This is a genomic window from Georgenia sp. 311 (assembly GCF_006151955.1).
Lineage (GTDB): Bacteria > Actinomycetota > Actinomycetes > Actinomycetales > Actinomycetaceae > Oceanitalea > Oceanitalea wutianyii.
In genome coordinates this window covers 55,858-72,916 of the sequence record NZ_VDFS01000018.1, presented here as the reverse complement: position 1 = coordinate 72,916, position 17,059 = coordinate 55,858, and the positions used below count along the sequence as shown (strand labels likewise).

Annotated in this window: 13 protein-coding genes; 9 read left to right on the top strand and 4 right to left on the bottom strand. The window is 72.7% G+C overall.

The features are described from left to right. Window positions 1-48: 48 nt before the first annotated feature. The 3 genes from FHE66_RS03255 to FHE66_RS03245 all read right to left on the bottom strand — a co-directional run bounded on the left by FHE66_RS03255 (window position 49) and on the right by FHE66_RS03245 (window position 3,220). Entirely contained in the window at window positions 49-1,413 is a 1,365-nt protein-coding gene (locus FHE66_RS03255; protein WP_176554624.1) for an RNA polymerase sigma factor, read from the bottom strand. A 160-nt stretch (window positions 1,414-1,573) separates the two neighbouring features. Beyond that, window positions 1,574-1,984, bottom strand: a complete 411-nt coding sequence (locus FHE66_RS03250; RefSeq protein ID WP_139071557.1) for a universal stress protein — start codon at window positions 1,982-1,984, stop codon at window positions 1,574-1,576. 51 nt (window positions 1,985-2,035) lie between these two features. Then, window positions 2,036-3,220 carry a DUF4192 domain-containing protein gene (locus tag FHE66_RS03245; protein WP_139071556.1) on the bottom strand — a complete coding sequence of 395 codons (1,185 nt, stop codon included), beginning with the start codon at window positions 3,218-3,220 and terminating at the stop codon, window positions 2,036-2,038. 111 nt (window positions 3,221-3,331) lie between these two features. Here FHE66_RS03245 and FHE66_RS03240 point away from each other — a divergent pair, with 111 nt between their 5' ends. Then, entirely contained in the window at window positions 3,332-4,411 is a 1,080-nt protein-coding gene (locus FHE66_RS03240; protein WP_139071555.1) for a polyprenyl synthetase family protein, read from the top strand. A 30-nt stretch (window positions 4,412-4,441) separates the two neighbouring features. Here the strand turns inward: FHE66_RS03240 and FHE66_RS03235 are convergent, their stop codons facing one another. Further along, on the bottom strand, window positions 4,442-4,819 hold the full coding sequence (locus FHE66_RS03235; protein WP_139071554.1) for an Rv2175c family DNA-binding protein: 378 nt from the start codon (window positions 4,817-4,819) through the stop codon (window positions 4,442-4,444). A 154-nt stretch (window positions 4,820-4,973) separates the two neighbouring features. Between FHE66_RS03235 and FHE66_RS03230 the strand changes: the two genes are divergently transcribed. The 8 genes from FHE66_RS03230 (at window position 4,974) to FHE66_RS03195 (ending at window position 17,024) form a co-directional block, all read left to right on the top strand. Further along, a complete protein-coding gene (locus FHE66_RS03230) occupies window positions 4,974-6,425 on the top strand; it encodes a lytic transglycosylase domain-containing protein (protein ID WP_255303589.1) in 1,452 nt (483 codons plus the stop codon). Between the two features lie 348 nt (window positions 6,426-6,773). Continuing rightward, window positions 6,774-8,684, top strand: a complete 1,911-nt coding sequence (gene pknB, locus FHE66_RS03225) for a Stk1 family PASTA domain-containing Ser/Thr kinase (protein ID WP_255303588.1) — start codon at window positions 6,774-6,776, stop codon at window positions 8,682-8,684. A gap of 156 nt (window positions 8,685-8,840) precedes the next feature. Next, window positions 8,841-10,700, top strand: a complete 1,860-nt coding sequence (locus FHE66_RS03220; protein ID WP_139071552.1) for a ribonucleoside triphosphate reductase — start codon at window positions 8,841-8,843, stop codon at window positions 10,698-10,700. Further along, window positions 10,697-11,458: an anaerobic ribonucleoside-triphosphate reductase activating protein gene (locus FHE66_RS03215; RefSeq protein WP_139071551.1), complete on the top strand. Its 762-nt coding sequence runs from the start codon at window positions 10,697-10,699 to the stop codon at window positions 11,456-11,458. Before FHE66_RS03220 ends, FHE66_RS03215 begins: the two co-directional genes overlap by 4 nt. Before the next feature lie 52 nt (window positions 11,459-11,510). Then, complete coding sequence (locus tag FHE66_RS03210) at window positions 11,511-13,778, top strand: HAD-IB family hydrolase (RefSeq protein WP_139071550.1); 2,268 nt, start codon at window positions 11,511-11,513, stop codon at window positions 13,776-13,778. Then, on the top strand, window positions 13,775-14,590 hold the full coding sequence (locus FHE66_RS03205; protein ID WP_139071549.1) for an SDR family oxidoreductase: 816 nt from the start codon (window positions 13,775-13,777) through the stop codon (window positions 14,588-14,590). Before FHE66_RS03210 ends, FHE66_RS03205 begins: the two co-directional genes overlap by 4 nt. Then, window positions 14,587-15,339: a lysophospholipid acyltransferase family protein gene (locus FHE66_RS03200; protein ID WP_139071548.1), complete on the top strand. Its 753-nt coding sequence runs from the start codon at window positions 14,587-14,589 to the stop codon at window positions 15,337-15,339. Before FHE66_RS03205 ends, FHE66_RS03200 begins: the two co-directional genes overlap by 4 nt. Next, window positions 15,336-17,024: an FAD-binding oxidoreductase gene (locus FHE66_RS03195; protein ID WP_255303587.1), complete on the top strand. Its 1,689-nt coding sequence runs from the start codon at window positions 15,336-15,338 to the stop codon at window positions 17,022-17,024. The genes FHE66_RS03200 and FHE66_RS03195 overlap by 4 nt, the downstream gene beginning before the upstream one ends. The last annotated feature ends 35 nt before the right edge of the window (window positions 17,025-17,059 follow it).

Genomic DNA, 17,059 nt, shown 5'->3' with positions numbered 1-17,059 from the left:
GCGGAGCCGCCCGGCCGGGCGGCTCCGCTCTCTGCGTCGTGGGACCGATCAGTCCAGGTAGTCGCGCAGCACCTGCGAGCGGCTCGGGTGGCGCAGCTTGGACATCGTCTTGCTCTCGATCTGGCGGATCCGCTCGCGGGTCACGCCGTAGACCTTGCCGATCTCGTCGAGGGTCTTCGGCTGGCCGTCGGTGAGGCCGAAGCGCATGGACACGACGCCGGCCTCGCGCTCGGAGAGCGTGTCGAGCACCTGGTGGAGCTGCTCCTGGAGAAGGGTGAAGCTCACCGCGTCCGCGGGGACGACCGCCTCGGAGTCCTCGATGAGGTCACCGAACTCGCTGTCGCCGTCCTCGCCGAGCGGGGTGTGCAGCGAGATGGGCTCGCGGCCGTACTTCTGGACCTCGACGACCTTCTCCGGCGTCATGTCCAGCTCCTTGGCCAGCTCCTCCGGGGTGGGCTCGCGGCCCAGGTCCTGGAGCATCTGGCGCTGGACGCGGGCCAGCTTGTTGATGACCTCGACCATGTGCACCGGGATGCGGATGGTGCGGGCCTGGTCGGCCATGGCGCGGGTGATGGCCTGGCGGATCCACCACGTGGCGTACGTGGAGAACTTGTAGCCCTTGGTGTAGTCGAACTTCTCGACCGCACGGATGAGCCCGAGGTTGCCCTCCTGGATGAGGTCGAGGAACAGCATGCCGCGGCCGGTGTAGCGCTTGGCCAGCGAGACGACGAGGCGCAGGTTGGCCTCGAGCAGGTGGTTCTTGGCCGCCTTGCCGTCGTTGGCGATCCACTGCAGCTCGCGCTTGAGCTTGGACTCGAGCTTGTCGCCCTCGTTCGCGAGCTTCTCCTCGGCGAACAGGCCGGCCTCGATCCGCTTGGCGAGCTCGACCTCCTGCTCGGCGTTGAGGAGGGCGACCTTGCCGATCTGCTTGAGGTAGTCCTTGACCGGGTCGGCGGTCGCGCCGGCGGTGACGACCTGCTGGACCGGGGCGTCGTCGTCGTCGGCGTCCGACACGACGAAACCGGTCTCCTTGGGACCCGTGGTGGTCGCCGCGGCCTCGGTCTCGACCTCGACGCCCTCGACCTCGATGACCTCCTCGGACTCGACGTCCGGGACGGCCTTGAGCTCGGTCTTCTTGGCGGCGGTCTTGCTCGCGGCGGTCTTGCTGGCGGCAGCCTTCTTCGCAGGGGTGCGCTTGGTCGCGGTGCTCGTGGTGGTCTCCTTCACGGTCTTCGCCGCCGCGCCCTTCGCGGGCGCCGTCCTCTTCGCGGCGGGCTCGGCCTTCGGCTTCGCGGCGGTCGACCGCGCGGGCCGGGTGCTCGTCTTGTCCTCGAGCGACGCCGTGCTGCGCGGACCCGTCGTGGCGTCTGCGGCGTGCGTCCGGCGGGGAGTGCTGTGGGCATGCGACGACACAGAAGGCCTTTCGGAGGGGATTGTGGTGTCCGGCTCCTGGCCGGCGCGTGCTTACAATTATAACGCGGAAGGCCCGTTTCGGGAGGTCTCGCGTTCGCGCGCGCCCTTCAGCGACCTGACACCGATCTCAACGGCGCGGGCGCGCCGGTCATTCCCCTGGTCAGAACGGCGCGTCGTCCCCCGCGGCCGGGGACTTCACCGCGAGCACCGGGCACGGTGCGTCGAGGAGGATGCGCTGGGCGTTCGAGCCGAGGATGAGCTTGCCCACCGGGGACCGACGCCGAAGTCCGATGACGATGAGGTCGGCGACGGTCTCGACCGCCGTGTCGACGAGGTCGGCGGCGACGTCCTTACCGCGCCCGGGCTGCCGGACCTCGTAGGCGACGTCCGCCTCGTCGAGCCTGTCGCGCAGGCCGTCCAGCTCGACGTCGATGTCGGCATGCTCCTCCTGCCTCGCACGCCGCGACCTGACGACGACGACACGCGCGTCCCGCAGCCGAGCCTCGGCGACCCCGGCAGCGAGTGCCGCCTCCCCCTCGGGGGTGGCGAGGTAGCCCACGACGATCGTCATCAAGCACTCCATCCTCCGGTCGGCACCCGACCACCCGGTTCGGACAGGACGCTACCGGATCGGCGCCTCCGCGGCCGTACCGCCGCCGACGCTCGAGTGCACCCATCCCGGCGCCAGGCGCGCGTCGAGCGCGTCGACGACGAGCTCGGCGAGCCGGGTGCCCGGCCGAGCGCGCAGTGCCTGCTGGGCCAGGACGTCGGCGCGGGCACCGTCGGCCGACCACCACGCCATCCATGCGAGCAGGCCGAGGGCGAGGGCCGCGGACGAGCTCGGCACGCACGAGACGACCGCCCGCAGCACGGTTCCGGCCGCCTCCAGCCGGGCGGGCTCGGGCGGTGGCCCACCGGGGAGCATGGCGAGGTCGAGGGTGCGTGCCACGAGCCCTGGGCCCGGGACCTCGGGCGGTGCGGGCCGGATCACCGAGCACAGCACACCGTCGCGCACGGCATGGTCCTCGAGGCCGACGGCGAGCCGCCCGAGCTCCGGCGCGGGCAGCTGTGCCTCCTGCCGCGCGAGCACGAGCAGCCGGTGCCACCGCCTCCACTCGCCGGTGCGCCACGCGACCATCTCCTCCTGCCCGGCCGCCGGCACCGCGCCGGGGCGGCCGAAGGCGGCCCCGGGGTCCGCGGCTCCCCCGCCGCTGCGAGCGCGCACCGCGGCCAGGGTGCGCCGGGCGTCGCGCGCCGCCCGGCCCGCCGCGCGGCGCCGTGTCGAGTCCGTGCCCCGGGGGACCGCGAGCATGGCCCGGTCCGCCGCGACCGTGGCGCCGTGGAGGACCATCGTGGCGGCCACCGGGCTGTGCTCCAGCTCGGCGACGTCCCTCTCGGACGGTTCGCACTCCTCCCGCTCGCCCCAGCAGCCGTAGGTGCGGGCCCCGACCACCCACGGCCCGGGCGGGTCGGCCCAGTCGGTCAGCCCCCGCAGGTGGTCGAGCGCCCCGCGCACGACGGGGTCGGCCGCGAGACGGGAACGGGGCAGGTCGCTGTAGAGGACGACGAGGACGTCGCTCGAGCCGTCGGCCGCCATGAGCTCGTCGATGTCGCGCAGGAGGCGCGGGCCGACCACGGGGTGGGCGACGTCGGGGAGGTCGACGCGCGAGACGAGGCCGACGGGCATCCCGCGCCCGCGCAGCCCGAGCAGGACGACGGAGTCACGTGGCCGGAAGCCCAGCCGGTAGGGCAGGTGGGCGAGGAGGTCCTCGGGCCGGCTGATCCTGATCCGCGGGGGCGTGTCCATGCGGACATGGCACACCCGCGACCGGGTCGCCCGCGGCGCCCTCCCGTACGTCCGTGGACGGGCGCGGGCCGGGTCGCTCCTGGGGAGCAGCCTCGTCGTAGGGTGACCGTCATGGCAGCACCTACCTCCGGCCTCGCCGCTCTCGTCACCGACCGGGTCCGGACCGCCCTGCGCGAGCACACGGTCCCCTTCCACGGCCTGGAGGGCATCGAGGAGCTCCTCTCGGCCGCCGAGGCGCTGCTCGGTGGCGGCAAGCGGCTGCGGGCGGCGTTCTGCGCCGCCGGGTGGGGCGCCTACTCCCCCGCCCCGGTCGAGGCGGGCTCGGCCCCGGTGCTCGCCGGGAGCGCACTCGAGCTCTTCCAGGGCGCCGCCCTGGCCCATGACGACCTCATGGACGGCTCGCACACACGCCGCGGGCTCCCCGCCGTGCACCGCCGCATGGCCGCCGAGCACGCCGACCAGGGCTGGCTGGGCGACCCGGAGCGGCACGGCGCGGCGGGCGCGATCCTCCTCGGGGACCTCCTGCTCTCCGTCTCCTCGGTCGAGATGGACCACGCGCGTCGCGACGTCGTGGCCCCGGCCACCGATCGGGCCCGGGCCATCTGGGACCTCATGACCACCGAGGTCGCCGTCGGGCAGTACCTCGACGTCCGCTCCCAGGTGCTGCCCTGGAGCGAGACGAGCGACGTCGAGCGCGCCCTCACCGTCGTCAAGCACAAGTCGGCCCGCTACAGCGTCGAGCACCCGCTCACGCTGGGGGCCGCGCTCGCCGGGGCGGACGACGACGACGTCGAGCGGCTGCGCCGCGCCGGCCTGCCGCTCGGGATCGCCTTCCAGCTGCGCGACGACGTCCTGGGCGTCTTCGGGGAGCCCGAGGTCACGGGCAAGCCGGCCGGTGACGACCTGCGCGAAGGCAAGCGCACCGTGCTCCTCGCCCTCGCCCTGCGCAACGCCGACGCCGCGCAGCGCGCCCGCCTCCAGGCCGACGTGGGCCGCGCGGACCTGACCACCGCGGACGTCGCCGACCTGCGCGACATCCTCGAGCGCACCGGGGCCGTCGAGGAGCACCAGGAGCTCATCGACGAGCACCTCGAGAAGGGCCTGTCGGCCCTCGCGGACCTCAGGCTGCCGACCGCCACCGAGGAGCTCCTCACCGGGCTGGCCCACTCGCTCACCGCCCGGTCCGCCTGACCCGGCGGTCCCCGGCGGGGCCGGGCGCCGCTAGACCGCGCGGGTCTGGGCGACGCGCCGGACCTCGTGGATCCGCTTGCTCCGCAGCGCCTCGATCGGCGTCGTGCCGAGCTCGGGCTGCTCGGTGAGCAGCCAGTCGACCGCCTCCTCGGGCCCGAACCCGGTGTCCAGCAGCTGCATGAGCGTGCCGCGCAGGGACGGCACCGGACCGGGCTGGGCCGCGCCGTCGTCCGCGGTGAGGATGAAGGCGGCCGGGACGAGGAACGGACCGTCCTCCCGCCCACGCCGGGATCCCGCGAGGGTGTGGTCGCGAAGCAGCGACCTGACGTCGCGCAGCCGGACGTCGAGGAGCTCAGCCACCTCGGGCAGGGAGTACCAACGCATGCCTGTGGAGTCGTCGATCGTCATCCCGGCAGCCTACTGACCCCTCCCGGGTGCCCACGAACCCCGCACTTTACGCATGCGACGAATGAGCGCTAGTGTCACACCAGTCACAGCATTAACACCAGTCACTATGGTTTCCGGGGGCGACACGCCGCCGGGCCGTGCGCGGAGGACATCGATGAAGGCTCACACCCGCACCCGAGCGCCCCGCTCCGTCGGTCGCACCGGCGTCAGCCTCGCGCTCGCGGCGACCACGATCGCGGCGATGACGGTCCCGGCGGGGGCCGCAGGGCTCTCGCACCCGACCCAGACCGTCGGGGCCACGGCCCTCGCCACGGTCCCGACGGCACCCCAGCGCGTCGCCGCCACCTACCAGGTGCGGCCGGGTGACACCGTGGGCGCCATCGCGCTGCGGACCGGCACGACCGTCTCGGCGATCGTCGCGGCGAACAACCTGCGCTCCGACGCCCTCATCAAGATCGGCCAGATCCTGCGACTGCCCACCGGCGCCCAGGCCGCGGCCCCGACGCGCACCCCCGCCTCTGCAGCAACGACGCACACCGTCGCGGCGGGCGACACCGTCTCCGGCCTCGCCAAGCGCTACGGCACGACCGTCGAGGCGATCGTCTCGGCGAACCGCCTGGACCACCGGGCCCTCATCATCATCGGCCAGCGGCTCACGGTCCCGGGCGCCGCCGCCGCGCCCGCGCCCTCCGCCCCCGCGGCCCCCGCGAGCACGACGACGGCTCACACGCACGTCGTCCAGGCGGGCGACACCGTCTCGGGCCTGGCCAAGCGCTACGGCACCACCGTGTCCCGCATCGTCTCGGCCAACGGCCTGAGCAACGCCGGACTCATCTACGTCGGCCAGCGGCTCACGGTGTCGGGCAGCGGCGCGGCGCCCGCGGCTCCCGCCCCGACCACCACCCAGGTGAGCAACCCGGTGAGCAGCACGCCGGCGAGCAGCGCGGCGGGCACCCACGTCGTGCGCTCCGGGGAGACCGTCTCGGGCATCGCCCAGCGCTACGGCACCACCGTGGCGGCGATCACCTCGGCCAACCGGCTCGGCAACGCCGGCCTCATCCAGATCGGCCAGCGGCTCACCATCCCGGGCGCCTCCGCCTCCGGTGGCGGATCGAGCCAGCAGCTCGTCGGGGACACCTTCCTCGGACGCACCTACGCGAGCAACGTCGTCTCCGCCGCGAACACGAACAAGGCGACGCTCCTGTCGATGTCGGTCCCCTCCCGGGACCAGATGCGCGCCATGGTGCGTGAGACGGCCGTGCGCATGGGCGTCGACCCCGCCCTCGCCCTCGCCATCGCCCAGCAGGAGTCCGGCTTCGACGCCCGTGCGGTCTCCCCCGCCAACGCCGTCGGCGTCATGCAGGTCATCCCGAGCTCGGGCGAGTGGGCCTCGACCCTCGTGGGCCGCCGCCTCAACCTCCTCGACCCGCAGGACAACGTCACCGCGGGCGTCGCGATCCTGCGCCAGCTCGTGCGGGCGGCCGACAACTTCGACCAGGCGGTCGCGGGCTACTACCAGGGCCTCGCCGGGGTGAAGCGCAACGGCATGTACCCGGACACCCGGAACTACGTCGCCGGCATCCGCACCCTCATGCGCCAGTTCTGAGCCCACCCGGCTGTCACCCAGAACTCCGCTCTCGCGCAGAATCCAGCTCTCGCGCAGAAGTCGGCTCTCGGCGTGAGGTGCCCGTCCCCTTCACGCCGACAGCGGGGTTCTGCGTGACAGCGGGGTTCTGCGTGACAGCGGGGTTCTGCGTGAGAGCGGGGTTCTGCGTGACGGCGGGGTTCTGCGTGTCGGCGGACCTGGTCGCGAGAGCGGGGTTGCGTGTCGGCACAGCAGCTCCCGTCCAGAGGGGTCTCGCGTGAGCAGTGAGGGGCCTCGCAGGCGGCGCACCGGCGGACCTGTGCGGCTCGGCCGCCGCGCGACCATAGACTCACGTCCGTGCAAGGCACCGTGAGCGACCCCCTGATCGGCCGTCTCGTCGACGGCCGCTACGAGGTGCACGCGCGCGTCGCGCGCGGCGGCATGGCCACCGTCTACCGGGCGCTGGACCGGCGTCTGGACCGGACCGTCGCGCTCAAGGTCATGCACCCGCACCTCGCGGACAGCGCCGACTTCGTCGCGCGCTTCCGCCGCGAGGCACGTTCCGCCGCCCGGCTCAACCACCCGGGCATCGTCGCGATCTACGACCAGGGCCACGCCGACGAGGCGACCTACCTCGCGATGGAGCTCGTCGAGGGGCACAACCTGCGCGCCGAGCTGCGCCGCCACGGCGCCCTGCCGCTCGGGCGCGCCCTCGAGGTCGCCGACGGTGTCCTCGACGCCCTCGCCTGCGCGCACCGCGCCGGGGTCGTCCACCGCGACGTCAAGCCCGAGAACATCCTCCTCGAGGCCGACGGGCGCACCAAGGTCACCGACTTCGGCCTCGCCCGCGCCGTCACCGAGGTGACGGCCGCCTCGACGGGCACCGTCCTCGGGACGGTCGCCTACCTCGCCCCGGAGATCGTCACGTCCGGCACCGCCGACGCGCGGGCCGACGTCTACGCCCTCGGTGTCGTCCTGTTCGAGCTCGTCACCGGCTCCCAGCCGTTCGTCGCCGACCAGCCCATCCGCGTCGCGTTCCAGCACGTCAACGACGGCGTCCCGCTGCCCTCGACCCGGGTGCCGTGGCTGCCCGCCGAGGTCGACGAGCTCGTCGCCGCGCTCACCGCCCGCGACGCCGCCGACCGCCCGGCCGACGCCGACGCCGCCCTCACCCTCCTGCGCCGCACCCGCGACGTGCTCGACGAGGCCACCCTCGCCCGCCGCGCCGACGTCCCCCCGGCCACGGAGGAGGACGGCGAGCCCGCCGACTCCTCCTCCACCGACGTCACCGCGCTCGCCGCGGGCACCGTCGCCCTCCCCATCGGCGCGATCCCCCCGGAGGTCGCCGAGCCCGAGGCACACCCGGGTGGTCCGGCCCGCAGGCGGCGCCGGCGTCGCGGCTTCGCCTTCGTCATGCTCCTGCTCGTCCTCGGCGTCGCCGGCGGCGGGTCGTGGTGGTGGTTCACCGCCGGCCCGGGCGCCTACGTCACCGTGCCCGAGGTCGTCGGCCTCAGTGAGGACGAGGCGGTCGGCGTGCTCACCGAGGCGGGCATCGCCCTGGAGGTCGAGCGCGAGAACCACGACACGGCCCCGCAGAGCGAGGTGTTCGCGGCCGAACCCGCTCCCGGGGACCAGGTCCGCAAGGACGGCACCGTCCTCCTGCGGGTCTCGGAGGGCATCCTCATGGTCCCCGTGCCGGCCGTCGTCGGACTGGAGCAGGCACAGGCCGAGCAGGCGCTCGCCGACGCGCAGCTCACCCTCGGCCAGGTCGAGACGCCGTGGAACGACGAGGTGCCGGCCGGGCAGGTGATGGCCGCGAACCCGGCGCCGGAGGAGGTCATCCCGTACAACCAGCCGGTCGACCTCGTCGTGTCGGCCGGGCGGGAGCCGGTCGAGCTCGTCTCCGTCGTCGGCGCCGACGCCGACACCGCGGTCGCCGACCTCGACAACGCCGGCCTCGGTGCCGTCGTCGAGGAGGCCTACGACGCGAGCGTCCCCGCCGGCCGCGTCATCTCCCAGACCCCGTCCCCGGGCGACGGCGTCCAGCTCTACCGCGGCGACGACGTCACCATCACCGTGTCCCTCGGTCCGCAGCCGGTCGCGCTGCCCGACCTCGTGGGGCGCCAGCTCGGCGCGGCCACCGCGGAGCTCGAGCGGGCCGGTTTCGTGGTCGAGGTGGAGCGGGTGCTCGGCGGCATCTTCGGCACGGTCCGCAGCATGTCCCCCGCCGCCGGCGAGCTGGCCGTGCCCGGGTCGACCGTCACCCTCACCGTCGTCTGACCCCTGTCGCGGACCGGGACGTTGGTCCCGGCCCGTCCCATTTGACCACTACATGTTGTGGTCGGAGCCGCGACACGCCCCTACTGATTGTGTTTCGAGGTCTCTGCCAGCCCTAGCGTCGTCGGTGCGCACCACTTACCGGACCAGGGAGGACCCATGTCAGAGGCCCGCACACCGCGAGTTTCCGTCGACCCCGTCACCACCATCGAGGAGTACCTCGACCGAAGCGACTGGCGGGTCAACGCCAACGCGAACCAGGGCTACTCGCTGGGCGGCATGATGCTCAACACGACCGGCAAGGTCGTGGCCAACTACTGGCTGAGCACCGTGTACGCACCGGAGGCGGGCACCGCCCACCGCGAGGGCGACATCCACATCCACGACCTCGACATGTTCGCCGGCTACTGCGCCGGCTGGTCGCTGCGCCGGCTGCTCGAGGAGGGCTTCAACGGGGTGCCCGGGGCGATCAGCGCCGGCCCCGCCAAGCACTTCTCCTCCGCCGTCGGGCAGATCGTCAACTTCCTCGGCACCCTGCAGAACGAGTGGGCCGGCGCCCAGGCGTTCAGCTCCTTCGACACCTACATGGCCCCCTTCGTGCGCCTGGACGAGATGTCCTACCGCGAGGTCAAGCAGTGCATGCAGGAGCTCATCTACAACCTCAACGTCCCCTCCCGCTGGGGTACGCAGACCCCGTTCACCAACCTCACCTTCGACTGGACCTGCCCGGAGGACCTGCGCGAGCAGGTGCCGCTCATCGGCGGCGAGCCGTGCGACTTCGCCTACGGGGACCTCCAGGCGGAGATGGACATGGTCAACCGCGCGTACATGGAGGTGATGACGGAGGGCGACGCCAACGGACGCGTCTTCACCTTCCCCATCCCCACGTACAACATCACCAAGGACTTCGACTGGGAGGCGGAGAACACCGAGCGCCTCTTCGCGATGACGGCAAAGTACGGGCTCCCCTACTTCCAGAACTTCGTCAACTCCGACCTCGACCCGGGCATGATCCGCTCGATGTGCTGCCGCCTGCAGCTCGACCTGCGCGAGCTCCTCAAGCGCGGCAACGGCCTGTTCGGCTCCGCGGAGCAGACCGGCTCCCTGGGCGTCGTCACGGTCAACATGGCCCGCCTCGGCTACCTCCACGCGCTCGACGAGGACGGCCTCGTGCGCCGGCTGGACGAGCTCATGAACATCGCCCGGGACACCCTGGAGCTCAAGCGGGTCGTCATCCAGGAGCACATCGACGGCGGCCTGTTCCCCTTCACCAAGCGCTACCTCGGCACCCTGGACAACCACTTCTCGACCATCGGCGTCAACGGGATGAACGAGATGGTGCGCAACTTCAGCCTTGGGGAGTACGACATCACCGACCCCCGCGGCCACGCCCTGTGCGCCCGCATCCTCGACCACGTCCGCGACCGGATGGTGGAGTACCAGGAGGCCACCGGCCACCTGTACAACCTCGAGGCCACCCCCGCCGAGGGCACGACGTACCGCTTCGCCAAGGAGGACCGCAAGCGGTTCCCCGGCATCATCCAGGCGGGCACCGACACCAACCCGTACTACACGAACTCCTCCCAGCTCCCCGTCGGCTTCACCGACGACCCGTTCGAGGCCCTGGAGCGCCAGGAGGAGCTGCAGTCGAAGTACACCGGCGGCACGGTGCTCCACCTGTACATGAACGAGCGAGTCTCCTCCCCCGAGGCGTGCAAGCAGCTCGTGCGGCGCGCGCTGGAGAACTTCCGCCTGCCCTACGTGACCATCACCCCGACCTTCTCCATCTGCCCGAACCACGGCTACCTCTCCGGTGAGCACTTCACCTGCCCGCAGTGCGCCGAGGAGCGCTCCGAGGAGGTCGCGTGCGAGGTGTGGACCCGGGTCATGGGCTACTTCCGGCCGGTGAGCTCGTTCAACATCGGCAAGAAGGGCGAGTACGCCGAGCGGGAGATGTTCACCGAGAGCGCCGCCGCGTCCTCCCCCACCGCCGAGCGCCTCGCCGGGCAGCCGGCATGACGTCCGTCGCGGCGGCCGCCCCGGCCAGGGCCACCGTCTCGGCCACCGACCTCCAGGTGGCGGGGATGACCCCGCTGTCCACGGTCGACTGGCCGGGGCGGCTCGTCGCGACGGTGTTCTGCCAGGGCTGTCCCTGGGACTGCTCCTACTGCCACAACCCGGGCCTCATCCCGCCACGCACCCCCGGGCAGCTGGCGTGGGACGACGTCCTCGCCTTCCTCCACCGGCGTCGGCGCCTGCTCGACGGCGTCGTCTTCTCCGGCGGTGAGGCGACGCGGCAGGCCGCGCTCCTGCCCGCCGTGCGCGCCGTGCGCGAACTCGGCTTCGCCGTCGGGCTCCACACGGCCGGCCCCTACCCCCGCCGGCTCGCGGCCGTGCTCGAGGACGTCGACTGGGTCGGCCTGGACGTCAAGGCGCTGCCCGAGGACTACGACGACGTCGTGGGCCGGCCCGGCGCCTCCCACCTCGCCTGGGACTGCCTCGACGTCCTCGTCGCCTCGGGCGTCGCCCACGAGGTGCGAACGACGATCGCCCCCGGCTCCCCCGCGGCGCGCCACGCCGTCGAGATCGCCCGGCGGGTGCGCGACGCGGGGGCGCAGTCCTTCGCCCTGCAGGTCGCCCGCACCACGGGGACCCGCGCGGAGTTCACCGCCTCCCACGACGCCGCCGACCGCGCCGCCTGGCGCGAGGAGGTCGCCCGGCTCGACGCGCAGATCCGCGCGCTCGGCCTGCCCGACTACACCCTGCGCGAGGCCTGAGCACGGCGCGGGATGTTCTGGTCGAGGGCGGCCGGCCGCTAGAGTTCGGCAAATGCACTCACCGTTGGAGCACGCGCACGTCCTCGTCACGGGCGCCACCGGCTTCGTCGGACAGGCCGTCGTCGAGAAGCTCCTGTCCGCCTACCCCACGACGCGGATCAGCATCCTCGTCCGACCCCGCGGGGACCTCACCGCCCAGCGCAGGGCGGAGAAGCTGCTGCGCAAGCCCGTCTTCCGTGGCTGGCGCGAGTCGGTCGGCGAGGAGAACGCCCTCGCCGCGTTCACCGAGCGGGTCACCGTCATCCCCGGCGACCTCGAGGACGTCCCCGAGCTGCCCACGGACCTCGACGTCGTCGTCCACTCCGCCTCGAGCGTCTCCTTCGACCTGCCGATCGACGAGGCCTTCACCGCGAACGTCGCCGGCCCGGTCAACCTCTACGAGCGACTGCTCGCCACCGGGACCGACCCGCACGTCGTCCACGTCTCGACGAGCTACGTCGCCGGGCTGCGCAAGGGCGTGGCCGAGGAGCGCAGCCTCGGTCACGACGTCGACCACCGCGCCGAGCTGCGGTCCGCGCTCGCCGCGCGGGAGGAGGCCGAGCGCGCCTCACGCCGCCCCGAGGTGCTCCAGGAGCTGCTCCGCCAGGCGGAGGTCGACCACCGCCGCGCCGGTCCGCGCGCCGTGGCAGCCGCCGCCGAGGCAGCCCGCGAGGCGTGGGTGCGCGACGAGCTCGTCTCCCACGCCCGCACCCGGGCACTGTCCCTCGGCTGGCCCGACGTCTACACCTTCACCAAGGCCATGGGCGAGCGCGTCGCCGAGGAGCTGTGGCAGGGCAACGGCCACCGCCTCTCGGTCGTCCGCCCGACGATCATCGAGTCCTCGCTGCGCCACCCCTTCCCCGGCTGGATCGACGGCTTCAAGGTCGCCGACCCGCTCATCGCCGCCTACGGGCGCGGCCTGCTGCCGGAGTTCCCGGCGCTGGCCGACACCGTGCTCGACGTCATCCCCGTCGACTTCGTCGTCAACGCGATCCTCGCGGCCGCCGCCGTCCCGCCCGCAGCCGGCGAGGCCGCCTACTACCAGGTCTCCTCGGGCATCACGAACCCGCTGCGCTTCGGCAAGCTCTACGAGTACGTGCGCGAGTACTTCTCCGCCAACCCGATGCGCGACTCCAGCGGCTCGCACGTGTCCGTGCCCGCGTGGTCCTTCCCCCACCGCGGCGCGGTCGAGCGCGCGCTGCGCCGCCGGGAGCGCGTCGTCGACGTCGCCGACCGCGCGCTCGCGCAGATGCCCGCCCGGCCGGCCACCCGCAAGTGGATGTCCACGCTCTACAAGGCGCGTCGCGACCTCACGACGCTGCGCAAGTTCACCTCGCTCTACCAGCCGTACACCGAGATCGAGGTGATCTTCGACGACGCGCGCACCCGCGCGCTGCACGACTCCCTGCCCGCCGAGCGGCGCCTGGAGCACGGCTTCGACACCACCGAGATCGACTGGAAGACCTACCTCCAGGAGATCCACATCCCCGGCGTGCCCGGGCTCACCCGCGGGGACCGCCCCAAGGAGAAGGCCCCCACGGACGCCGAGCTGCCCCAGCGCAGCGACGTCGTCGCCGTCTTCGACCTGCAGCGCACGGTCATCGCCGCGACGCTCGTCGAGCAGTACCTGTGGGTCGAGCTCGCCACCCGCCCGCCCTCGCGCTGGCCGCGGGCGCTGGGCAACCTCGTGGCCCTCGGGCCGCGCTACCTCCAGGCCGAGCAGCGCGACCGCGGTGACTTCATCCGCACGTTCATGCGTCGCTACGCCGGCACGCACGAGGCGGAGCTGCGCGCGGCGATCGCCGACCGCGTCCAGGAGTCGCTGCGCCGGGACGTCCTTCACGAGGCCGTCGCCCAGATCCGACGCCACCGCGCCGCCGGGCACCGCACGGTCCTCGTCACGGGCGAGATCGACGTCTTCGTCGAGCCGCTCGCCTCGCTCTTCGACGTCGTCGTCGCCGGGAAGATGGAGAAGGACGACGACGGCCGCTGGACCGGCCACCTCGCCACCTCCCCGCTCGTCGGGGAGTCGCGCGCGACCTGGCTGACCCGCTACGCGCGCGACGAGGGCATCGACCTCACCGGGTCCTACGCCTATGGGGACAGCTACGCCGACCGGCCGTGGCTCGAGGTCGTCGGCAACCCGAGCGTCGTCAACCCCGACGCGCAGCTCTACCGGTACGCTCGCGCTCAGCGCTGGCCCGTGCACTCGTGGACGACGACCGTCGAGGGCCGGGTGACACCCGTCCTGCGTAGTCTGAAGGAGGCGGTGCGCCGATGAGCACCACCCGCCGGTCCCTGTCAGCTCCCGAGCCCTCGGTCCTGCGCGGCCGCGCGCTCGTCACCGGGGGCACCTCCGGCCTCGGGCTCGAGTTCGCCCGGGCGCTGGCCGCTCGCGGTCTCGCGGTCGTCCTCGTCGCACGTGACGAGCAGCGGCTCGAGAAGACGGCCGAGCAGCTGCGCTGGCGCTACGGTGTCGAGGTGGAGACGCTGGCGGCCGACCTCTCCGCGCGCGACGACGTCGACGCCGTCGCCGCGCGGCTCGAGGACGCCGACTCCCCCGTCGACGTCCTCGTCAACAACGCCGGCCACGGCGTCCACACCCCGTTGCTCTCCGCCGACCTCACCGAGCTCGACCGCTCCCTGGAGGTCATGGTCCGCTCGGTCATGGTCCTCGGCGGCGCGGCCGGGCGGGCGATGGTCGCCCGCGGGCACGGCGCCATCATCAACGTCGCCTCGGTCGCCGGGCTCGTCCCCATGGGGGCCTACTCGGCGATCAAGTCGTGGGTGGAGACCTACTCGGAGTCCCTGTCGCTCGAGCTCGCCGGGACCGGCGTCCAGGCGACGGCGCTCCTGCCGGGCTGGGTGCGCACCGAGTTCCACGAGCGGGCCCGGATCCGCACGAGTGCCATCCCCGACGCCCTGTGGCTCGAGGCCGACCGGGTCGTCGCCGACGCCCTCGCCGACGTCGAGCGCGGCAAGGTCAAGACCATCCCCTCCCGACGCTTCCGCGCGATCGCCTTCCTCGCGCGCCACGCCCCGCGCCCGCTCATCCGGCGGGCCACCGCAGTGATCAGAGGAGGACGCTCGTGAGCGAGGACGCCACAGCCGAACACCCCCCGCGCCTGCGCCGCTACCACGCCCGCTGGCACCGCGGCCTGCGGTTCGTCGCGCAGCGCATGCTCCTGCGCCCCGTCGTCTCGGCGGTGACGACGACGACCGTCGAGGGCACCGACAACGTCGACGGCCTCAAGGGTCCGTTCATCCTCGTCGCCAACCACTGCAGCCACCTGGACACCGGCGTCCTCATCTCCCAGCTGCCCTACCGACTGACCAAGCGCCTCACCGTGGGCGCGGCGGCGGACTACTTCTACGCGCGCTGGTGGGTCAAGGCGATGACCTCGCTCTTCTTCAACACCTACCCGATCGAACGCACCGGGGGCACCGGCAAGGCGAAGGGCATGTCCCAGCGGCTGCTCAAGAGCGGCCTGCCGATCCTCCTGTTCCCCGAGGGCACCCGCTCCCGCGACGGCGTCATGCGCCGGTTCAAGCCGGGCGCGGCTGCCCTGAGCACGAGCACCGGGGTCCCGTGCCTGCCGGTCGCGCTCATCGGCACGCACGAGGCGATGCCCGTCGGCCGTTTCTGGCCGGTGCCGGGCCGCCCGCGCGTGCGCATCCTCGTCGGGCGCCCGATGCGCCCGCAGGCCGGGGAGTCGGTGCGCGAGTTCAGCGACCGGCTCGCCCAGCGGATCAGCACCATGCAGACCATGCAGACGCCGTACGTCGTCGGCGATGCGAGACGGGACGGCCACGGTCGCCGGTCCCAGGAGGAGGCTTCGTGACGGGTGTGACGCACCAGAAGTGGTGGGGCTGGGGAGTCGACGGAGTCGCGTTCGACCACAGCAACAAGCCGAAGATGGCGCCCTTCGTCCTCGACAGGATCGGCATCGACCTGTCCGCGCCCGGCACCCCGCCCCCGAGCTTCGAGGACCTCACCGTCCCCGCGCCGCGGCTGCCCGAGGAGCTCGCCGGTGAGCTGCGCGGTGCGCTCGGCGAGGACCACGTCGTCACCGAGGACTTCGACCGCGTCGTCCACACGTACGGCAAGGGCCTGGTCGACCTCGTGAAGATCCGCGCGGGCCACCTCCCGCGCGTGCCCGACGTCGTCGTCTACCCGGGCAGCGAGGACGAGGTGCGCGCCGTCGTCGACGCCGTCGTCGCCGCGGACGCCGTGCTCATCCCCTTCGGCGGCGGGTCGAACATCACCGGCTCGCTCACCCCGTCAGCGGACGAGACCCGGCCGATCGTCTCCCTCGACCTCGGCCGCCTCAACCGCGTGCTCGAGGTCGACGAGGACGCGGGCCTGGCCCGGATCGAGGCCGGCGGCCTCGGACCGGACCTCGAGGAGCAGCTCAACGCGCGCGGCTGGACGATGGGCCACCAGCCCGACTCCTTCAAGCACTCGACGCTCGGCGGCTGGATCGCCACGCGCTCCTCGGGCATGCAGTCCGACAAGTACGGGGACATCGCCGACATCACGCGCGGCCTGCGCGTGGTCCTGCCCGGCAAGGTCGTGGTCCTGCGTCCGCTGCCCAGCACCTCCTCCGGGCCGAGCGTGCGCGAGATGATCATCGGCTCCGAGGGTCGTCTCGGGGTCATCACCGAGGCGTGGGTCCAGGTCCACCGTCTGCCGGAGAACCGCGAGATCATCGCCTACCTCTTCCCGAACTGGGGCAGTGCCATCCAGGCGATGCACGCGATCTCCGTCTCCGACGCCCAGCCCTCGGTCACCCGCGTCTCCGACGGCAACGAGACCGCCTTCTCCTTCTCCACCCAGAAGGCCTCGACCGGCACCAAGAAGATCGTCCAGGACGGGCTGTTCGGCTTCCTCGAGAAGCGCGGCTGGGACATGGACAAGGTCTGCCTCAGCTACGTCGGCTACGAGGGCGGCGCTGCCCGGGTGAAGGCGGACAAGGCCGTCGTCGGCAGGATCGTGCGCGAGCACGGCGGGATCAAGCTCGGCAAGGGCCCCGGCGCGCTGTACGACCAGAAGAAGTTCGACACGCCCTACATCCGTGACTTCCTGCTCGACATCGGCGCCCTCGCCGACGTCTCCGAGACCGCCATGCCGTGGTCGCGGATCATGGAGGTCTACCACCACACGACCCGCGCCGCCCGGGACGCGTTCGACTCCCTCGGCGTCCGCGGGTACATCATGTGCCACCTGTCGCACAGCTACCACGCGGGTGCGTGCCTGTACTTCACGTTCGCCCTCGTCGCGAGCAGCTCTGACATGGACGAGCAGCTGCGCCAGTACTGGACGGTGAAGAAGGCGATCCAGCAGTCGTTCGTCGACCACGGCGGGACGATCTCCCACCACCACGGGGTGGGCACCGACCACGCGCACTGGCTGGAGGAGGACATCTCCCCCGCGGGCGTCGACCTCCAGGTCGCGCTCTTCCAGGGCACCGACCCGGGCCGCAACCTCAACCCCGGCACGATCCTGCCCGCCCACCGCGAGTGGTGAGCTAGCCCCCGGCGCCCCCTTCATCCTCGAGCGCT

Excerpts from the sequence above, each read along its gene's own strand:
- FHE66_RS03250 (WP_139071557.1), bottom strand. The coding sequence starts at position 1,984 with ATGACGATCGTCGTGGGCTACCTCGCCACCCCCGAGGGGGAGGCGGCA.
- FHE66_RS03245 (WP_139071556.1), bottom strand. The coding sequence starts at position 3,220 with ATGGACACGCCCCCGCGGATCAGGATCAGCCGGCCCGAGGACCTCCTC.
- FHE66_RS03240 (WP_139071555.1), top strand. The coding sequence starts at position 3,332 with ATGGCAGCACCTACCTCCGGCCTCGCCGCTCTCGTCACCGACCGGGTC.
- FHE66_RS03235 (WP_139071554.1), bottom strand. The coding sequence starts at position 4,819 with ATGACGATCGACGACTCCACAGGCATGCGTTGGTACTCCCTGCCCGAG.
- FHE66_RS03230 (WP_255303589.1), top strand. The coding sequence starts at position 4,974 with ATGAAGGCTCACACCCGCACCCGAGCGCCCCGCTCCGTCGGTCGCACC.
- FHE66_RS03220 (WP_139071552.1), top strand. The coding sequence starts at position 8,841 with ATGTCAGAGGCCCGCACACCGCGAGTTTCCGTCGACCCCGTCACCACC.
- FHE66_RS03215 (WP_139071551.1), top strand. The coding sequence starts at position 10,697 with ATGACGTCCGTCGCGGCGGCCGCCCCGGCCAGGGCCACCGTCTCGGCC.
- FHE66_RS03210 (WP_139071550.1), top strand. The coding sequence starts at position 11,511 with ATGCACTCACCGTTGGAGCACGCGCACGTCCTCGTCACGGGCGCCACC.
- FHE66_RS03205 (WP_139071549.1), top strand. The coding sequence starts at position 13,775 with ATGAGCACCACCCGCCGGTCCCTGTCAGCTCCCGAGCCCTCGGTCCTG.